Consider the following 15,695-nt stretch of genomic DNA (forward strand, 5'->3'; position numbering starts at 1 on the left):
GCCATAATATGTTTTACATACAAAATCTATGCTTGCAAACTTGAGATATGCCTATTATAACAAACAAAATTTCAAAAAAATGTAAAATGATGGTAGCATAAAATAAAAAACCAGCCGCAATGGCTGGTTTGGTATTCGCATATTTACCGGGTACGCATCCAAGGTGGGATTTCCAAGTTTAGGGATTTTATGTGTTCGATGGGCGATTCACCCTTGTGGGGCGACAATTTCGCCGGTCGGGAATCGAAACCGGTAGCAATGACAGTTACTCTAACCTCGTCATTAAATTTTTCATCAATTACGGCGCCAAAAATAATGTTGGCTTCGGGATCGGCGGCCCGGGCAATGATTTCTGCCGCCTCATTTACCTCGAAAAGGCCGAGACTCGTTCCGCCAGTAATATTTAATAATACACCTTTCGCCCCATCAATAGATGTTTCTAAAAGCGGACTTTTAATTGCCGCTTCAGCGGCCGCCACGGCACGGTTATCGCCTGTAGCAATGCCAATACCCATCAAAGCAGAGCCTTGATCCATCATAATTGTCTTGACGTCGGCAAAGTCAAGGTTAATTAGCCCAGGTACGGCAATGAGGTCAGAAATACCCTGTACGCCCTGCCGCAAAACATCGTCCGCGATCCGGAAGGCTTCCACTATCGATGTGCGTTTATCGACAACCTGCATTAAACGATCATTCGGAATCGTTATTAATGTATCTACCTTTTCTTTCAGTTTTGCGGTTCCGGCTTCCGCCTGAAGCTGGCGCCGGCGTCCCTCAAAAGAGAAAGGTTTGGTAACGACACCAACGGTAAGTGCACCAACTTCCTTTGCACACTCCGCGACGACAGGCGCTGCACCGGTACCTGTGCCACCGCCCATTCCCGCCGTAACGAATACCATATCGGCGCCGCGCAGAGCTTTCAAAATTTCCTCCCGACTTTCCTGAGCCGCTTTTTCACCAATTTCCGGATTGGCGCCTGCCCCCAACCCTTTTGTTAGTTTTTCCCCAATTTGGATACGGTAAGAAGCCTGTGACAAGAGCAATGCCTGGGCATCTGTGTTAATAGCAATAAACTCGACGCCTTGTAAGCCGGAAGCAATCATTCGGTTAACGGCATTATTGCCGCCGCCGCCAACACCAATGACTTTTATCGCTGCAAACCTATCTAAATCCATATCAAATTCGAGCATGTAAGAAATTCCTCCTTAACCCGCTATAATCCTCAAAAATGCTCAGCTATTTTCCGCCATAATCCCCGCCACGACCAGGTCCTAGTTGTCTCAATAAATGACGCTTGCCGCGCCGCGTAATGGACAATGCCGAAACAGACCGTGTTGGCCGGATGATTATATTCCGCAGCTAACCCTTTAGGCTGCCGGATACGCACAGGTAACTGAAATATGGTTTTGGCTGCCTGTACTACGCTCGGTAAATGAGCCGAACCGCCGGTAAGCGCAATTTCATCGACAGGATAATCCTGTAAAGCAGGCCTGATATAATCATATACTAAAGAAAAAATTTCATCTACCCGTGTTTGTACAATTTTATGTAAAAAACCGTAGGAAATAAACTTATTGGTTATACCAAAATCACTAAAGTCCACAATAGCGTCTTGGCGGATTAGCTGCCCACCCAGTCTGGCATAATAGCGTTTAATTTCCTCGGCGTGCGTAAAGCTTACGCCGGCCGCGTAGGCAATGTCCCCGGTAATGTAATCGCCCCCAAGCGGGAGAGAAGCCGAAACAACCGTAAGCCCTTCGTATACCAAGGCAATTTCGGTAGTCCCCGCCCCGATGTCCAAAATCAGTACTCGTTCACCAGGGGCCGGCGCCAATGCAATAGCGGCAGCAACGGGATTAGCAACCACTCCGGCTACACAGAGGCTGTTCTGCTTTACATGCGCCAGCAGTTCGTCCAAAAAATCTTTAGACGCGGTCACAAAATGAACCTCTACTTCCAAACGACAGCCCGCCTGCCCCACAGGACTTTCCCGCTGCTGACGTCCATCAACCCAATAGAGATTAGGCAAGGCATGTAATATCTGTTGTCCCTCGCATCCAGCGGTCAATCTGGCCGCCTGACAGGCGCGGTCAATATCTTTGGAATTTATGCCTGAGGACGATGCTGGTGCGATGATGCCGCGTGCATTGTAAAACCGTATGCCAACTCCGCCGACGCCCAGCCAAATGGGCTGCATACGGAAGTTTGCAGCGAGAAGCGCACAGTCAACGGCTTGCCGGATAGCTGACGCTGCCGCGTGGGGGTCTGTTAGGATACCTTTTTTATAACCGGTTGCGGGTGCTAAACCACTTCCGGCTATTTCAACGCGACCTAAATCATCAATCGTGGCAGCAAACGCTTTAACGGCGTTTGTCCCCAAATCAACCCCCATGACACGTCTTCTGTCCATGATTGCCTCGCTTACAACATATTATGTTTCTCCCATATGTTTCAACAGAAGTATCAATTTCCCTTTTTTTATCGGTAAGAAAATCGGTTATTTAACGAAAACTTGCGCTTAAAAACTTGCGTTTAAAAGAAAATAGGACTTCGTCACCGGGACAGAAGTCCTAAAAAGGTTCATTTTTTTAAGATATAACGTCGGATAATAGCTAAATTCTGAAACACCCGTAACCCAAAAGCCAATAACGCTACATAATATAAATCAATGCCTAAGCGGTCGCCAATATAAACTAGGCCAGCGGCCAGGAGAGCATTAGTAAAAAACCAGTAATAAATACCGTATTATCAAATTTCTCCTCGATACCGGCCCGCAGTCCGCCAAAAACCGAGTCAAGCGAAGCCAGGAGGGCTACCGACATAAATTTTGCATACTCGGCAGGCACGCTAATCGGGAACATTATTCCAATAATAAGGCCGATGACTAAACCGGCTACTGGCAGAATCATTTATTTTTCACCGTCCTTTACCGGTTTCGCGTATTCGAAGCGAAAAGTCCCTTTATAAGCGGGAATAGTAATGTCATCCTGCCGTTTAATCGAAACCTGTATCCCCCAAAATTGCAGTGTTTCTACAACTCCTCCCCGCATTCTAAGAGCATTCTCCAGTGTTTTGGGATCACCAATAGCACGAATTTCATAAGGGGGCGAGTAACGGGTATTGTTTACCGATAAGGTTGGCCCGGCGCAACGAATTTCCGAAGTGGCAATCAGCCGTTGTTCATTAATCGACATGGCCTCGGCCCCCGCTGCCCATAATTCATTGATCACTTTCAAAATATCGTCATCATGAATTAAGTAAAGATTCGGGTTTTCATTAGGTTTACTCGGACGCTTGCTATCGTCAATAGTTACGATGATGCCAGGACCGTGTAGCGCGACTACCCCTGCGCCCATCTTAATAAGTTCTGTTTCGCGGGAAGCGGCCTCCATCCCGGTAGCTTGACGGAGCTGATGAACTTCCTTCAGTAAAGCATCCCTCTCCTTTTCCGTCTGGATCAGACGTTGCGACAAGTCCTCAAGCCGTTGAAACGGAATGGTTGACCGAATGTCCTGGGTTGTACGAAACTGTACCGCAAGCATAATGCCAAGGACTACGCAGACAAGGGCAATAGCGACCTGGCCTTGCTTAATTTGAAGCAAAACAACCACCTCTGCTTTTACTGTTTAAATTTGATGAAAGGAGACGCAAAATTAAGATCCACATAATCTACCGGCATGTTCCGCTGCTGAATTTCTGCCAGAATGTCGCGCGTCAGTTTGGCCTTTTCTTCTAAACGCTCGCCTTTGCCCACCCGGATACGTACAGAATTCACCGTATAAGCTATCATTTGGTCAGGCGACTGAATATTAAGCTCGGAAAGTTGGTTCAAGACCGGTTCGTCAAGGGCTGCCAGATAAGCGAGAGCGTTTTGTAGCGGTAGTGCATCCACCCGATCGCCAACATAAACATTGCCCAGCCGTATGCCAGTAATAATAGGCACATTAACCTGGCGAAGATTTTTAAACGCAGCCAACACTACGCCCTGCTTGTCTATCTGAACAAAACCATAGCTACTGGCTACATAGGCCAACGGCAGCCGCTCCTTAACATTAATAATAATTGTAGTAGGAAACTGGCGCGTAACTTCGACCTCGGCAATCCTGAGGTCGTTTTTTAACCGTTCCTGAATGTCACCGGTATGAAGCCGGAAAATATTAATACGTTCAGGAATACCGGCAATGCGGTAAATGTCGTCTACCGCAACATATTTATTACCTTGTACAACTACAGAACCAACGGTAAAGTAGGTGGAGTTAACAAAAAGAAAAGCCGTTAGCAGCGCTAATAGCGCCAGCAGCAAAATAATAAACCCCCGCGCAGTCGTAGACTTAGCGTCGCGGGCCGCTGTGACCCTTTCCGATGTTCGCAATTTTCGACCCACCTCTTGTTCTTGGGGCTTTAACGTCTCCGAAGTAATTATACACCATGTTATTTCATAAGATAAACTAAAAAATAAAGGCAGCACTTACGGCTGCCTGGAAATCCTTTCCTCTTTGGCTAGTAAAAGTATCCGTTCGCATAAATCAGCGAAAGATATGCCGGCAGCGGCTGCCGCCTTCGGTACAAGACTGGTCGCCGTCATTCCCGGGACTGTATTGACCTCCAGTACATAAGGATTATTTTCATCGTCCAGCATAATATCGACGCGAGCCACACCGCGGCAACCGAGGAGGTTAAAAGCGGCAACGGCCGCCTGCCGCACCCGTTCAGCCGCATTATCATTAATTCGCGCGGGAATTATGTACTCGGTCGTTCCTTTAGTGTATTTTGAATGATAGTCGTAGCGGCCGGAGCGAGGCACAATCTCGATAATCGGCAAAACTTCAAGCGGTTTTCCGCCCAGTATGGCAACCGTCAATTCCGTGCCCTTTATAAAATTTTCTACCACGATACAGTCGCTGTAGCGGAAGGCCTCAGCGACAGCGGCTTGAACTTGACTTTCTTCCTCGACAATTACCACACCAATGCTCGACCCCTGGGCGGCAGCTTTTACAACCAAAGGAAGTGAGAATTTTTGCATGATTTCGACAGGCAAGTTCCGTTTAGCATCAGACTTGGTATAAAATTCGGCCCGTGGTGTGGGTATACCGGCCGCCTGAAATAACCGTTTGGAAATGCTTTTATCCATAGCCAGAGCACTGGCCAGCACGCCCGAGCCTGTATAAGGTATGCCTAAAAGATCTAAAGCTCCTTGCAGAGCTCCGTCTTCGCCAAATTTACCATGAATGGCGTTAAAAACAAACGTGACGCCATTTTCCCGCAATTGCTCCAAAAACCGCGGAGGATCCAGGTCAATGCCCACTGCATCGTAACCTTTCTCCCGTAAAGCGCCCAGTATCGCCCTCCCCGTATTTAAAGATACTTCCCGTTCAGTTGAAGGTCCTCCCATCAGCACGCCAATTTTTTCCCTTTCCAAAACACAATCCCCCTAATCGCAGTTTTGCCTAACGATCCGTGCGCCTAAAGCCTGGAGCTTTCGTTCCAATCCGTCATAACCTCGATCGATGTGGTATATGTGTTCGATTTCCGATATTCCTTCCGCCGCCAGTGCAGCGATAACCAGCGCCGCGCCGGCACGCAGGTCGGGGGCAGCAACGATAGCCCCAGTTAGTTTGGGCACGCCTCTGATAATGGCGGTCCGTCCTTCTACCTTTATTTTAGCACCCATGCGTGTCAATTCATCTACATGCTTGAACCGGTTTTCAAAAATTGTCTCAGTAATAATACTCGTTCCTTTGGCAATAGTCAGTAGTGATAAAATAGGCGCCTGCAGGTCAGTAGGAAAACCGGGGTGCGGCAGCGTCTTAATATCGACACCGCGTAAATCCCCTGGCTTAACACGAATATAACGCCTGCCTATTTCTATTTGGACGCCAATTTCTTGCAGTTTATCGGTAACGGAAAACAAAAACTCAGGAAGGATATTATCAACAACTACATCGCCACGAGTCATCGCTCCCGCCACTAAATATGTACCGGCCTCAATCCGGTCCGGAATTACCGTGTGCTCGGTAGCGGTAAGTTTTGGTACACCGTCAATCCTGATTGTATCTGTTCCTGCACCGCTGATTTTAGCACCCATTCTATTTAGGAAATTCTGTAGATCAACAATTTCCGGTTCACGGGCCGCATTGCGAATAACTGTCGTTCCTTTCGCTAGGGCTGCAGCCATCATGGCGTTTTCGGTAGCGCCCACGCTGGGAAAATCAAAGTGAATTTCACCCCCAGCCAGCTCGGCGGCTTCAGCAATAATAAAGCCGAAACTTTCTTTTATGTTTGTTCCAATTTTCTCCAAGGCCTTAATGTGCAGATTGATAGGCCGCGGCCCAATGGTACAACCTCCAGGATAGGATAGACGCACCTTGCGAAACCGCCCGAGCAGCGGCCCCATAAGAAACACGGAAGCTCGCATTTCCCGCATTAGGTGTTCAGGAACTTCCATGTGATTGATAGATGTTGTGTCAATTATAAGTGTGTTTCCTTCTCTGACAATTTTTGCTCCCAATAAAGTCAGGATATCTTGCATTACCTTAATATCACGCAAATTAGGCACGCCATGGACCACGCTTACGCCAGAGCAGAGAAGCGTCGCTGCCATAATCGGCAAGGTGGCGTTTTTAGCCCCGCTAATTGTAACCTGTCCGCATAGTTGTACTTCTCCTTCGACGACAAACTTTTCCACTGTCATCCCTCCCAGAAAAGTACAATCACCCGTCACAGCATTGCAGACAGTACTAAGGTTATAAATTTGCGGCATTTAATTTTTCTACTAGTTCTTCCCCTATTTTGTATATATTTCCTGCGCCCATCGTTATAATTAAATCACCTGGTTCGGCAATTTCTGCAAGATAACGTGCAATATTATTGCGATCGGGAATATACGTCACTAGTCGGTTGGTCTGGCGCTCAACCTCCTCCTTGATGACTTCTCCCGTAATTCCAGGTATGGGTTTTTCCCCTGCGGGATAAATATCTGTAAGAACTAAAATATCGGCCGGCTCGAAGGCGCGCCCAAATTCGCTACGCAAAAATTTAGTGCGTGAATAACGGTGCGGCTGAAACACGCATATCAGACGTTTTGGGTGCATTTCCCTGGCAGCCAAAAGAGTAGTGATAATTTCCGTTGGATGGTGAGCATAATCATCGACTACCCAAATGCCGTTAACACGACCCTTAGTCTGAAACCGGCGTTTCGCCCCAAAAAATGAGGCAAGCCCATCAGCGACCTGTGAAAAAGTAAGCCCTACATGCAGGCCAACGGCAAGGGCCGCCAGCGAATTGGCCACATTATGCCTGCCCGGAACATTCAACCGAATGGTGCCGAGAAGTTCATCATGACGATAAGCGTCATAAATTATGGCAGGTCCCTGCACCCTTATGTCACGCGCCGTAAATTCGGCGTCATGATTAATAGCGTAGGATATGTAGGGTCGATCCAGGGAAGCAGCAATATCCCGTATATAGGAATTGTCAAAGCAAAGTACTGCCAGACCGTCCTTAGGGGGGATCTTATGGAGAAATTCCTTAAACGTAAAGAGGATGTTTTCCATGGTCTCATAAAAATCCATATGGTCGTTTTCAATATTCGTCACCACCGCTAGTCGCGGTGCTAATTTTAAAAACGAACCATCGCTTTCATCTGCTTCGGCCACAAGGTATCTGCCTTTGCCGTACTTGGCATTCCCGCCGAAATACTCAAGTTCACCCCCGATTAATACTGTAGGATCTAGGCCTGCCTTTTCCAGCACAAGAGCGATCATCGACGTCGTGGTTGTTTTACCATGGGCGCCGGCTATGGCAATCCCTTCGCGCTCGGCCATCAATGCAGCTACAATGTCAGCCCGATGAAAAATTTTAAGTTCCTGTTCACGGGCAGCACGGACTTCCGGGTTGCTCTCGGGAATAGCGCTGGAGACCACGATGGCCTCAACATCCCTAATGTTTTCGCTACGATGACCAATAAAAACTTTGGCCCCCATTTGCTCAAGTTTGCGCGTAGTTTCTGACTGGTTAATATCTGAGCCTGATATTTGATAATTCATGGCAAGCAGCACGGTGGCAATAGCGCTCATGCCCGCGCCACCAATACCAACAAAATGAATTTTTTTTAGACCCTCGAGCAAATATGTTCTCCCCTTTCTCGCTCACCCTTCAGCGTATCTCATTGTATGCGCCACCCGGCTAGGGTGTGACTATTCCGGTAATGGGCGAACCAATGACAAAGCCAACTTGGCAATATCATCCGCCGCCTGTGGACGGCCTAACCTTCTGCTGGCCTGTCCCATAGCACGGAGTTTTTCTGGACAAGCAACTAAATCGGCAATAGTATTAACTAACTTTTCCCCCGTCAGTTCACTGTCACGAATAACAATTGCTGCCCCATTTTTTTCGAGAACCCGGGCATTATATTCCTGATGGTTTTCAGCCGCATAGGGATAAGGAATAAGGATGGCGGGAACTCCACGAGCCGTGACTTCGGCAAGACCAATTGCCCCTGCCCTGAATACGACGAGGTCGGCGACTGCCAAAGCAAGTGGCATGTTATAAAGATACGGTTTAATGATAATATTTCCAGATTTGGGAATTTCTATACCAGCCTGTTTAATCTTGCCAACTATGCTATTATAATCGCTTTGTCCTGTGACATGCAAGATTTGAATTTTATTGTCGCCGCTAAAGCGGCGGTAAACGTCCAGCATGGCTGTGTTTATACTGCGTGCGCCCCGACTTCCCCCGGCAACCAGCACGGTAATTTTATTATTTTCAAATCCGAAGGCAGTCAGACCTTCGCTGCGTGTAGCCGACATCACTTCTGGCCTTATCGGGTTGCCGGTAAAAACAGTTTTGTCTGGTCGAGAAAAATGCTTGGCCGCTTCCTCATAACCGACAGCAATTTTGTTTACAAAACGGGCTAAAATCCGATTCGTGATACCCGGTATGACATTTTGCTCCTGAATTATAGTAGGAATGCGCATCAGGCTTGCCGCCAACAGTACCGGACCACACACATATCCGCCAGTACCAATTACAATATCAGGACAAAAACTCTTCACAATTTGCCGCGCCTGCCAGAGACTGCCGACCGTCTGAAAAATTGTCCTGACGTTATTCCAGGACAGACGCCGCTCTAGTCCTCTCACGTCGATAGTTGTTAACCGAAAACCTTCCTTGGGAATAATATCGGCTTCCAGCCCCTGCTTAGTACCGACGAAAAGAAATTCGCTCCCCGGTGCGAGCTTGGCAATTGCCCTTGCGATAGTAATGGCGGGGTAGATGTGACCACCTGTGCCCCCGCCCGATAAAATGATGCGCATATGAAAACACCTCATTTCAAATTGACATGCCGTGAAATATTCAATAACACGCCTATACCGGCCAAAGTAAAAATTAAGGCTGATCCGCCAAAACTGATAAACGGCAGCGGAATGCCTGTCACCGGCATGGACGCCGTAACAACAGCGATATTCATTAGCGCTTGTAATACTATCATGGTTGTAATCCCGGCCGCAAGCATGCTGCCATAGATGTCTGGCGCCAAAATCGCAATACGAAAACCACGCCAGGCAAATAAAAAGAACAGAATTATAACCGTGACAGTACCAATGAACCCAAGTTCTTCGCCCAAAATGGCAAAGATAAAGTCAGTATGCGGTTCAGGTAAATACAAAAACTTTTCCCGGCTGCGACCAAGACCTACCCCAAACAGTCCCCCTGAACCCAAAGCGTAAAGCGACTGGATAATATGGTACCCGGAATTCAGGGGATCGGCCCAAGGGTCGCTGAATGCCAGCAGTCGCCGGAGCCGATAGGGCTCGACAATAATCGCAACCACAATACCTACGACGCCGGCTATGCCGAGGGATGCGAGATGCGAAATTTTGGCTCCCGCCGCAAACAGCAGGATAAATACTGTTCCACCGATTACCAAGGCTGTTCCCAGGTCAGGCTCTTTCAAAATTAAACCAAAAACAAGCAGTAACAGCAGAAGATGCGGGCTAATGCCGCGCATGAAGCTGGTAATTTTATCCTGGTACTTGGACAAGCTATGGGCGCAGAACATAACCATACTTAGTTTAGCAATTTCCGAAGGCTGCAGATAAAACGAGCCGAAACCCAACCACCGGCGAGCACCGTTGACAACTTTGCCCAAGCCGGGAATTAAAACCAGTACCAACAGGATAATTGTCAAAACAAGAATAGGTTTTGATAGGTTTCGCCAAACATGATAATCCACGTTCAGAGCCGCGAACATGAAAATAAGCCCCAATGTCGTCCATAACAATTGCCGCTTAAGAAAATAGTAGCTGTCGCTGAAATTGACATAGGCGGATATAGCGCTAGAGCTGTAGACCATGACAATGCCCAGACTTAATAAACCGATAACGGCAAAAAAAAGAACAAAGTCCGGCGATTTCGGTCTTGCCACCAAATTAATCCCCCCTATTTCAACTGGCGAACCAACTCCTTAAAGACTCTCCCCCGCTCCTCATAGTTATTAAACATATCATAACTGGCACAGGCCGGCGATAAGAGGACCACTTGCGGCGGCTGGGCCAGCCTATGGGCCAGTGTAACCGCATCTTCGAATTTATCAACTAAATGAATATTCGCAACGCCATGGGCCGCTGCCGCCTGATAAAAGCGTTCTTGAGCCTCACCAAGTAAAATTAAATGGTCGACCTTTTGCTTTGCTAGCTCCATAAACTCCGTGAGATCAGTTTTTTTGTCTCGACCACCGGCGATGAGAATAATATGGCCGTCAAACGCCTCAAGCGCCTTGATAGCGGATTCCGGGTTAGTGGCTTTTGAGTCGTTATAGTAACGAACGCCCCTTATCTCCGCCACAGGCTCAATGCGGTGTTCTACCCCTGTAAACGTTCGGAGAACGGCGCCGATCGCGCCGGCATCAGCACCGGCTAAAAAAGCGACACAGCTTGCGGCTAATGCATTTTCCACATTATGAGCACCAAAGAGTTTCATTTCTTTTACCGGACAAATAGCTTCCGTTTTTCCTTCCCAACACATAACAATAGTCCCGTTTTCCAAGCGAGCGCCCGTGCTCAACCTGGCTTTGCGACTGAAAAAGACCGCTTGGGAAGGCGCCTTTTCCGCCATATCCCGCACCAGCGGATCGTCGTAATTAAGGACTAGATAGTCATCCGGCCTTTGATTCCGAAAGATGCGCTCCTTCATTGCTTTGTAATTTTCCAGCGAGCGGTGCCGGTCAAGATGGTCGGGAGTAATATTTAAAACGGCGGCAATATGCGGTTTAAAATCAACAATGCCCTCCAGTTGAAAACTAGAGATTTCCGCAACCACAATGCCGTGCTCAGAAATTCCCGCAACCTCTTGCGATAAAGCCAGACCGATGTTGCCGCCTACTACTGTTTCCCGGCCCGCGGCTTTAAGCATCTCACCCACTAGCGTCGTGGTCGTAGTCTTACCGTTTGTGCCGGTAATAGCAATTATGGGAGCCGAGCAAAGGCGGTACGCCACCTCGATTTCACTCATGACCGGTATGCCTCGAACTTGAGCGGCTTCCACCAAAGGGTCATAAATAGATACACCGGGCGAGAGAACAAGTAAGTCGACTCCTGTTAGCAAACTTTCATCCTGACGTCCCAGCTCGAGCCGAATACCGGCAGCGCGTAATGCCGCAAACTCTGGTTTTTCAGCCGCTTTAGCATCGCTTAAAGTAACATAAGCCCCGAGCCGGCGTAGCACCTGCGCTACCGATATACCGCTTACGCCTGCGCCCAATACCGCAATGTTCATGCCAGCAAAAGTCATAGCTTAATTCCTCCTGTACGGCTTAACGCCAAAACTACCAATGCCAGAGCGGCAAACAGCGTTCCTACCAGCCAAAAAACAGTTACTACTTTCGTTTCCGACCAACCGGACAGTTCAAAATGATGATGAATAGGACTCATTTTAAAAACACGTTTTCCCGTAGATTTAAACGAGATGACTTGAATGATTACCGACAGGGCTTCAATGACAAAAATTCCACCTACCAGAACAAGCAGCAGTTCCGTTTTCGTCAGTACGGCCACCGCCGCCAAGGCGCCGCCAAGAGCCAGCGACCCCGTATCACCCATAAATACTTGGGCGGGGTGAATGTTATAACGTAGAAAACCCAACGTGGCTCCAGCCAGGGCAACGCAGAAAATAGCCAGGTCGGACTTACCAAAGGCCATCGCGATTACAGCATAAGCCATAGCTGCTACCGTTGTGGTACCGGCGGCCAGACCGTCCAGTCCGTCCGTCAAATTAACGGCATTTGTCGTTCCTACCAGTACCAGAAAAATTAGTACATAATACAAAGGCCCAAAATCAATATTAATGCCTGTTACCGGCACCCATAAATCAGTCCCCCGCCCGAAATAAGTACTGGCAATATAGGCAAGGGCAATAGCCATAACGATTTGTCCCAACAGCTTTTGCCGGGCTTTAAGACCCAGTGACCGTTTGCGGACCACTTTAATAAAATCGTCAACAAAGCCAATAACGCCGTGCCCTACCGTTACAAATAGGGCTAACCATACTTCAGCGCTTTCTCCGGCGAAGACCAGGGTCGGCACAATCAGCGCCGCGAGAATAATCACTCCACCCATTGTTGGCGTCCCGGCCTTGGCGTAATGACGCTGCGGCCCTTCTTCCCGAATGCTCTGTCCAAACTTTAAGCGTCGCAGTACGGGAATGACAAGCGGTCCAACTGCCAGCGCTATAACAAAAGCTATCCCTGCGGCGTACAACAATTCTTGCATGGTAATCCTCCCCGATATTACAAGGCATCAAATACGTCCAATACTTTCTCCATTTTCATACCGCGTGAGCCTTTAACCAAAATAGTATCTCCCACCTGCATTACCTGCCTAAGGGCATCCTTTGCTTCCTCATGCGTATCGCAGGCTATCGCGCAAGCCACGCCGCAAGCCTTAGCCGTTACCGCAATATCCCGGGCTAACGTTCCTACGGTAATTACCGTGTCCACCCCGATTTCAGCAAGCTGTTTGCCTACTCGCCGGTGAGCCTCCTTTGCCACCTGCCCAAGTTCCAGCATATCGCCAAGGACAGCGATCTTACGCCCGCCGGCGATTTCGGCCAAGGTTTCGATCGCCGACTGCATAGAAAGCGGGCTGGCGTTATACGCGTCGTTGATAATGGTGTAGCCGGCCTTTTTTTCAATATGTTGGCGCATGCCGCTTGGCACAAATTTTTTCAGCCCGGCGGCAATCTCCTCGGGCGTCAAGCCTAGCGCCAATCCGATGGCAATCGCCGCCAAGGCATTATAGACATTATGCCGTCCAATAGCCGGAAGCACTACCGCAAACGCCTGACCCCGATAGTGGCAGTCAAAAAAAGTTTGCTCACCATCTGACCGAATGTCTTCGGCGCGCACGTCAGCCTGGTGGGTTAGACCATATAATGTAACTGCCGCCTTACTTTTCGATTGCATGGCATACACATAGGGATTATCAGCGTTTAATACGACCAAGCCGTCCTTGACGGCTTCTACCAGTTCCGCCTTGGCGCTGGCAATATTCTCCAGCGAACCTAACAGCTCAATATGGGTCTCACCGACATTTGTCACCACGCCGACGTTAGGCAGGGCGATTTCCGCCAGTTCACGAATTTCGCCTTTGCCCCTCATCCCCATCTCCACTACCGCCACCTGATGGTCGGCCATAAGGTTTAGCAAGGTAAGCGGCAGTCCGATTTCATTATTAAAATTGGCCTCAGTCTTCAATACTTTAAAGCGACTGGATAAAACTGCTGCTGTCATGTCTTTGGTCGTCGTTTTACCATTTGATCCAGTAATGGCAATGACGGGAATATCAAAGCGCAGCCGATGAAACCTTGCCAAATCCCGCAAAGCTTTCCGCGTATCATCGGTTAGGATGACGGTAAGCCCCAACGGTATAGCAATATCACGCCGACTTATCAACACCCCGGCTGCCCCCTTGGCAGCAGCCTGATGCAGGAACTCATGGCCGTCAAAACGCTCACCGCTGAGAGCGATAAACAAGTCGCCAGCCTTAAGAGTTCGCGTATCAGTTGAAACACCGGCAAAGGTAATATCGGCAAAGCCGCCGATAAGGCTGCCCTGTACTGCCAAGCATACTTCGGATACTGTAAACTTCGCCATTTATCTCATCTCCCTGATAATTTCGCGGGCAACCTCCCGATCATCAAAAGGAATAGTCTTGTCTTTCAGAATTTGGTATGTTTCATGACCTTTGCCGGCAATGATAACAATGTCTTGCGGCTCAGCCAGGTTGAGCGCGCGCGCAATGGCTTGCCGTCGGTCGACAATTACTTCATAATTCTTGCCGGGTTTAATCCCCTCGCGAATACCGACTTCAATCTCCTTTAAAATCGCAACGGGATCTTCCGTGCGTGGATTATCAGAAGTGGCAACTACTACATCGGCATACTCGGCTGCAAGACGCCCCATAATTGGCCGCTTGGTCCGGTCACGGTCACCGCCACAGCCGAAAACGGCAATTATCCGTCGCTGGGCAAATTGCCGCGCTGTTTTTAAAATGTTTTCCAAACCATCAGGGGTATGGGCATAATCCACAATAACGGTAAAAGGCTGACCGACGTCAACGATTTCAAATCGGCCGGGCACACTGCGAAATGCCTCAAGGGCGGTTTTTATAACGTCGGGCTCGATGCCTTCCGCCAAAGCAACGCCAATGGCTGCCAGTACATTATATACATTAAAAAGACCGGTTATTTGCAGAGCAAGCGGTATTATCCCCTTGGCCGTTACAGCTTCAAACTTTGCCCCGTCAGCCCGTATATTGATATTGCGCGCCGTGACGTCGGCCTTATCCTGCACGCCGTAGGTAATGGCGTGGTAAGTCACTTCCCGCAACATATGGTTAGCCGCCGGATCGTCGGTATTGATGACCGCGCTTTTACCTGTTTTAACATTGTCGGGCTTGCCGATAAGACGGAACAGTTCGGCTTTGGCATCAATGTAATTTTCAAAAGTGACATGAAAATCAAGGTGGTCACGTGTAATATTGGTAAAAACGCCAACATCAAATTCACAGCCGGCTGTACGGTTTAGTGCCAAAGCATGGGAAGAAACCTCCATAACGGCATAATCCACGCCGGCTGCAACCATTTCGGCCAGCAGGCCTTGCAGGTCAACCACATCAGGGGTGGTATTTTTCACCGGTAAGGTACGGTCGCCAATTAAAGTATGGATAGTGCCAATCAGCCCGACTTTATATCCGGCCTGCATAAGAATACTCCGGATTAAATGGGTGGTAGTAGTTTTTCCGTTCGTCCCCGTAACGCCGATTACCCGCAGCTTTTGGCTGGGATAATCGAAAAAAAAGGGCGTAATGGCCTGCATTGCCGCCCGCGTATCCGGAACTTTTATCACCGTTATTCCTGGTTCAACATTTACCTCTTTTTCTACAAGGACGGCAACGGCGCCGCCCGCACGGGCCTGAGCAATGTAATCATGTCCGTCAACTTTTGAGCCCGTTAGGCAAATGAAGAGCGAGCCTGGCTTTGCTTGGCGGGAATCGTAGGTCACTGCCGTAATTGTCAGATTGATATCGCCGCTCACTTCGCAGCCGGGCATCAAAGCCACTAATTCTTGTAAGTTCTTTGCCATGTCCTTTCCTCCTGCAATATATCTATAGTATTTGCCAAAATTGCCAAAAATT

General features: G+C 48.6%; 13 protein-coding genes and 1 pseudogene. All 14 read right to left on the reverse strand.

All coding sequences use genetic code 11. The features are described 5' to 3' along the window. Positions 1–143: 143 nt before the first annotated feature. Positions 144–1,190 carry a cell division protein FtsZ gene (gene ftsZ, locus BLQ99_RS01490; RefSeq protein ID WP_093687445.1) on the reverse strand — a complete coding sequence of 349 codons (1,047 nt, stop codon included), beginning with the start codon at positions 1,188–1,190 and terminating at the stop codon, positions 144–146. Between the two features lie 32 nt (positions 1,191–1,222). Beyond that, positions 1,223–2,410 carry a cell division protein FtsA gene (gene ftsA, locus BLQ99_RS01495; protein WP_093687447.1) on the reverse strand — a complete coding sequence of 396 codons (1,188 nt, stop codon included), beginning with the start codon at positions 2,408–2,410 and terminating at the stop codon, positions 1,223–1,225. 170 nt (positions 2,411–2,580) lie between these two features. Continuing rightward, positions 2,581–2,909: pseudogene (locus tag BLQ99_RS01500) on the reverse strand (small basic family protein). Further along, positions 2,910–3,602: a DUF881 domain-containing protein gene (locus BLQ99_RS01505; protein ID WP_093687449.1), complete on the reverse strand. Its 693-nt coding sequence runs from the start codon at positions 3,600–3,602 to the stop codon at positions 2,910–2,912. Between the two features lie 17 nt (positions 3,603–3,619). Further along, the gene (locus BLQ99_RS01510) at positions 3,620–4,372 is read right to left on the reverse strand and encodes a cell division protein FtsQ/DivIB (RefSeq protein WP_093687451.1); all 753 of its coding nucleotides are present in this window, start codon (positions 4,370–4,372) and stop codon (positions 3,620–3,622) included. A 96-nt stretch (positions 4,373–4,468) separates the two neighbouring features. Continuing rightward, positions 4,469–5,419, reverse strand: coding sequence for a D-alanine--D-alanine ligase (locus BLQ99_RS01515; RefSeq protein ID WP_093687453.1), 951 nt, complete (start codon positions 5,417–5,419; stop codon positions 4,469–4,471). A gap of 12 nt (positions 5,420–5,431) precedes the next feature. Then, positions 5,432–6,685, reverse strand: coding sequence for a UDP-N-acetylglucosamine 1-carboxyvinyltransferase (gene murA / locus BLQ99_RS01520; protein WP_093687455.1), 1,254 nt, complete (start codon positions 6,683–6,685; stop codon positions 5,432–5,434). Positions 6,686–6,743: 58 nt separating this feature from the next. Then, positions 6,744–8,126, reverse strand: coding sequence for a UDP-N-acetylmuramate--L-alanine ligase (murC, locus tag BLQ99_RS01525; RefSeq protein ID WP_093687457.1), 1,383 nt, complete (start codon positions 8,124–8,126; stop codon positions 6,744–6,746). Positions 8,127–8,195: 69 nt separating this feature from the next. Next, positions 8,196–9,317 (reverse strand): undecaprenyldiphospho-muramoylpentapeptide beta-N-acetylglucosaminyltransferase, encoded by a 1,122-nt coding sequence (gene murG, locus BLQ99_RS01530; protein ID WP_093687459.1) that lies wholly within the window; start codon positions 9,315–9,317, stop codon positions 8,196–8,198. A gap of 11 nt (positions 9,318–9,328) precedes the next feature. Further along, the gene (gene spoVE, locus BLQ99_RS01535) at positions 9,329–10,429 is read right to left on the reverse strand and encodes a stage V sporulation protein E (RefSeq protein ID WP_245690209.1); all 1,101 of its coding nucleotides are present in this window, start codon (positions 10,427–10,429) and stop codon (positions 9,329–9,331) included. Between the two features lie 14 nt (positions 10,430–10,443). After that, a complete protein-coding gene (murD, locus tag BLQ99_RS01540) occupies positions 10,444–11,793 on the reverse strand; it encodes a UDP-N-acetylmuramoyl-L-alanine--D-glutamate ligase (protein ID WP_093687463.1) in 1,350 nt (449 codons plus the stop codon). Continuing rightward, the gene (gene mraY / locus BLQ99_RS01545) at positions 11,790–12,770 is read right to left on the reverse strand and encodes a phospho-N-acetylmuramoyl-pentapeptide-transferase (RefSeq protein ID WP_093687465.1); all 981 of its coding nucleotides are present in this window, start codon (positions 12,768–12,770) and stop codon (positions 11,790–11,792) included. The genes murD and mraY overlap by 4 nt, the downstream gene beginning before the upstream one ends. Before the next feature lie 17 nt (positions 12,771–12,787). Beyond that, positions 12,788–14,152, reverse strand: coding sequence for a UDP-N-acetylmuramoyl-tripeptide--D-alanyl-D-alanine ligase (locus BLQ99_RS01550; protein ID WP_093687467.1), 1,365 nt, complete (start codon positions 14,150–14,152; stop codon positions 12,788–12,790). Next, positions 14,153–15,643, reverse strand: coding sequence for a UDP-N-acetylmuramoyl-L-alanyl-D-glutamate--2,6-diaminopimelate ligase (locus tag BLQ99_RS01555; RefSeq protein ID WP_093687469.1), 1,491 nt, complete (start codon positions 15,641–15,643; stop codon positions 14,153–14,155). Positions 15,644–15,695: the final 52 nt, after the last annotated feature.

The sequence above is a fragment of the Sporolituus thermophilus DSM 23256 genome (assembly GCF_900102435.1).
Lineage (GTDB): Bacteria > Bacillota > Negativicutes > Sporomusales > Thermosinaceae > Thermosinus > Thermosinus thermophilus.

Coding starts and splice junctions, on each gene's coding strand:
- ftsA (WP_093687447.1), bottom strand. CDS start 2,410: ATGGACAGAAGACGTGTCATGGGGGTTGATTTGGGGACAAACGCCGTT.
- BLQ99_RS01555 (WP_093687469.1), bottom strand. CDS start 15,643: ATGGCAAAGAACTTACAAGAATTAGTGGCTTTGATGCCCGGCTGCGAA.
- mraY (WP_093687465.1), bottom strand. CDS start 12,770: ATGCAAGAATTGTTGTACGCCGCAGGGATAGCTTTTGTTATAGCGCTG.
- ftsZ (WP_093687445.1), bottom strand. CDS start 1,190: ATGCTCGAATTTGATATGGATTTAGATAGGTTTGCAGCGATAAAAGTC.
- BLQ99_RS01550 (WP_093687467.1), bottom strand. CDS start 14,152: ATGGCGAAGTTTACAGTATCCGAAGTATGCTTGGCAGTACAGGGCAGC.
- murD (WP_093687463.1), bottom strand. CDS start 11,793: ATGACTTTTGCTGGCATGAACATTGCGGTATTGGGCGCAGGCGTAAGC.
- murG (WP_093687459.1), bottom strand. CDS start 9,317: ATGCGCATCATTTTATCGGGCGGGGGCACAGGTGGTCACATCTACCCC.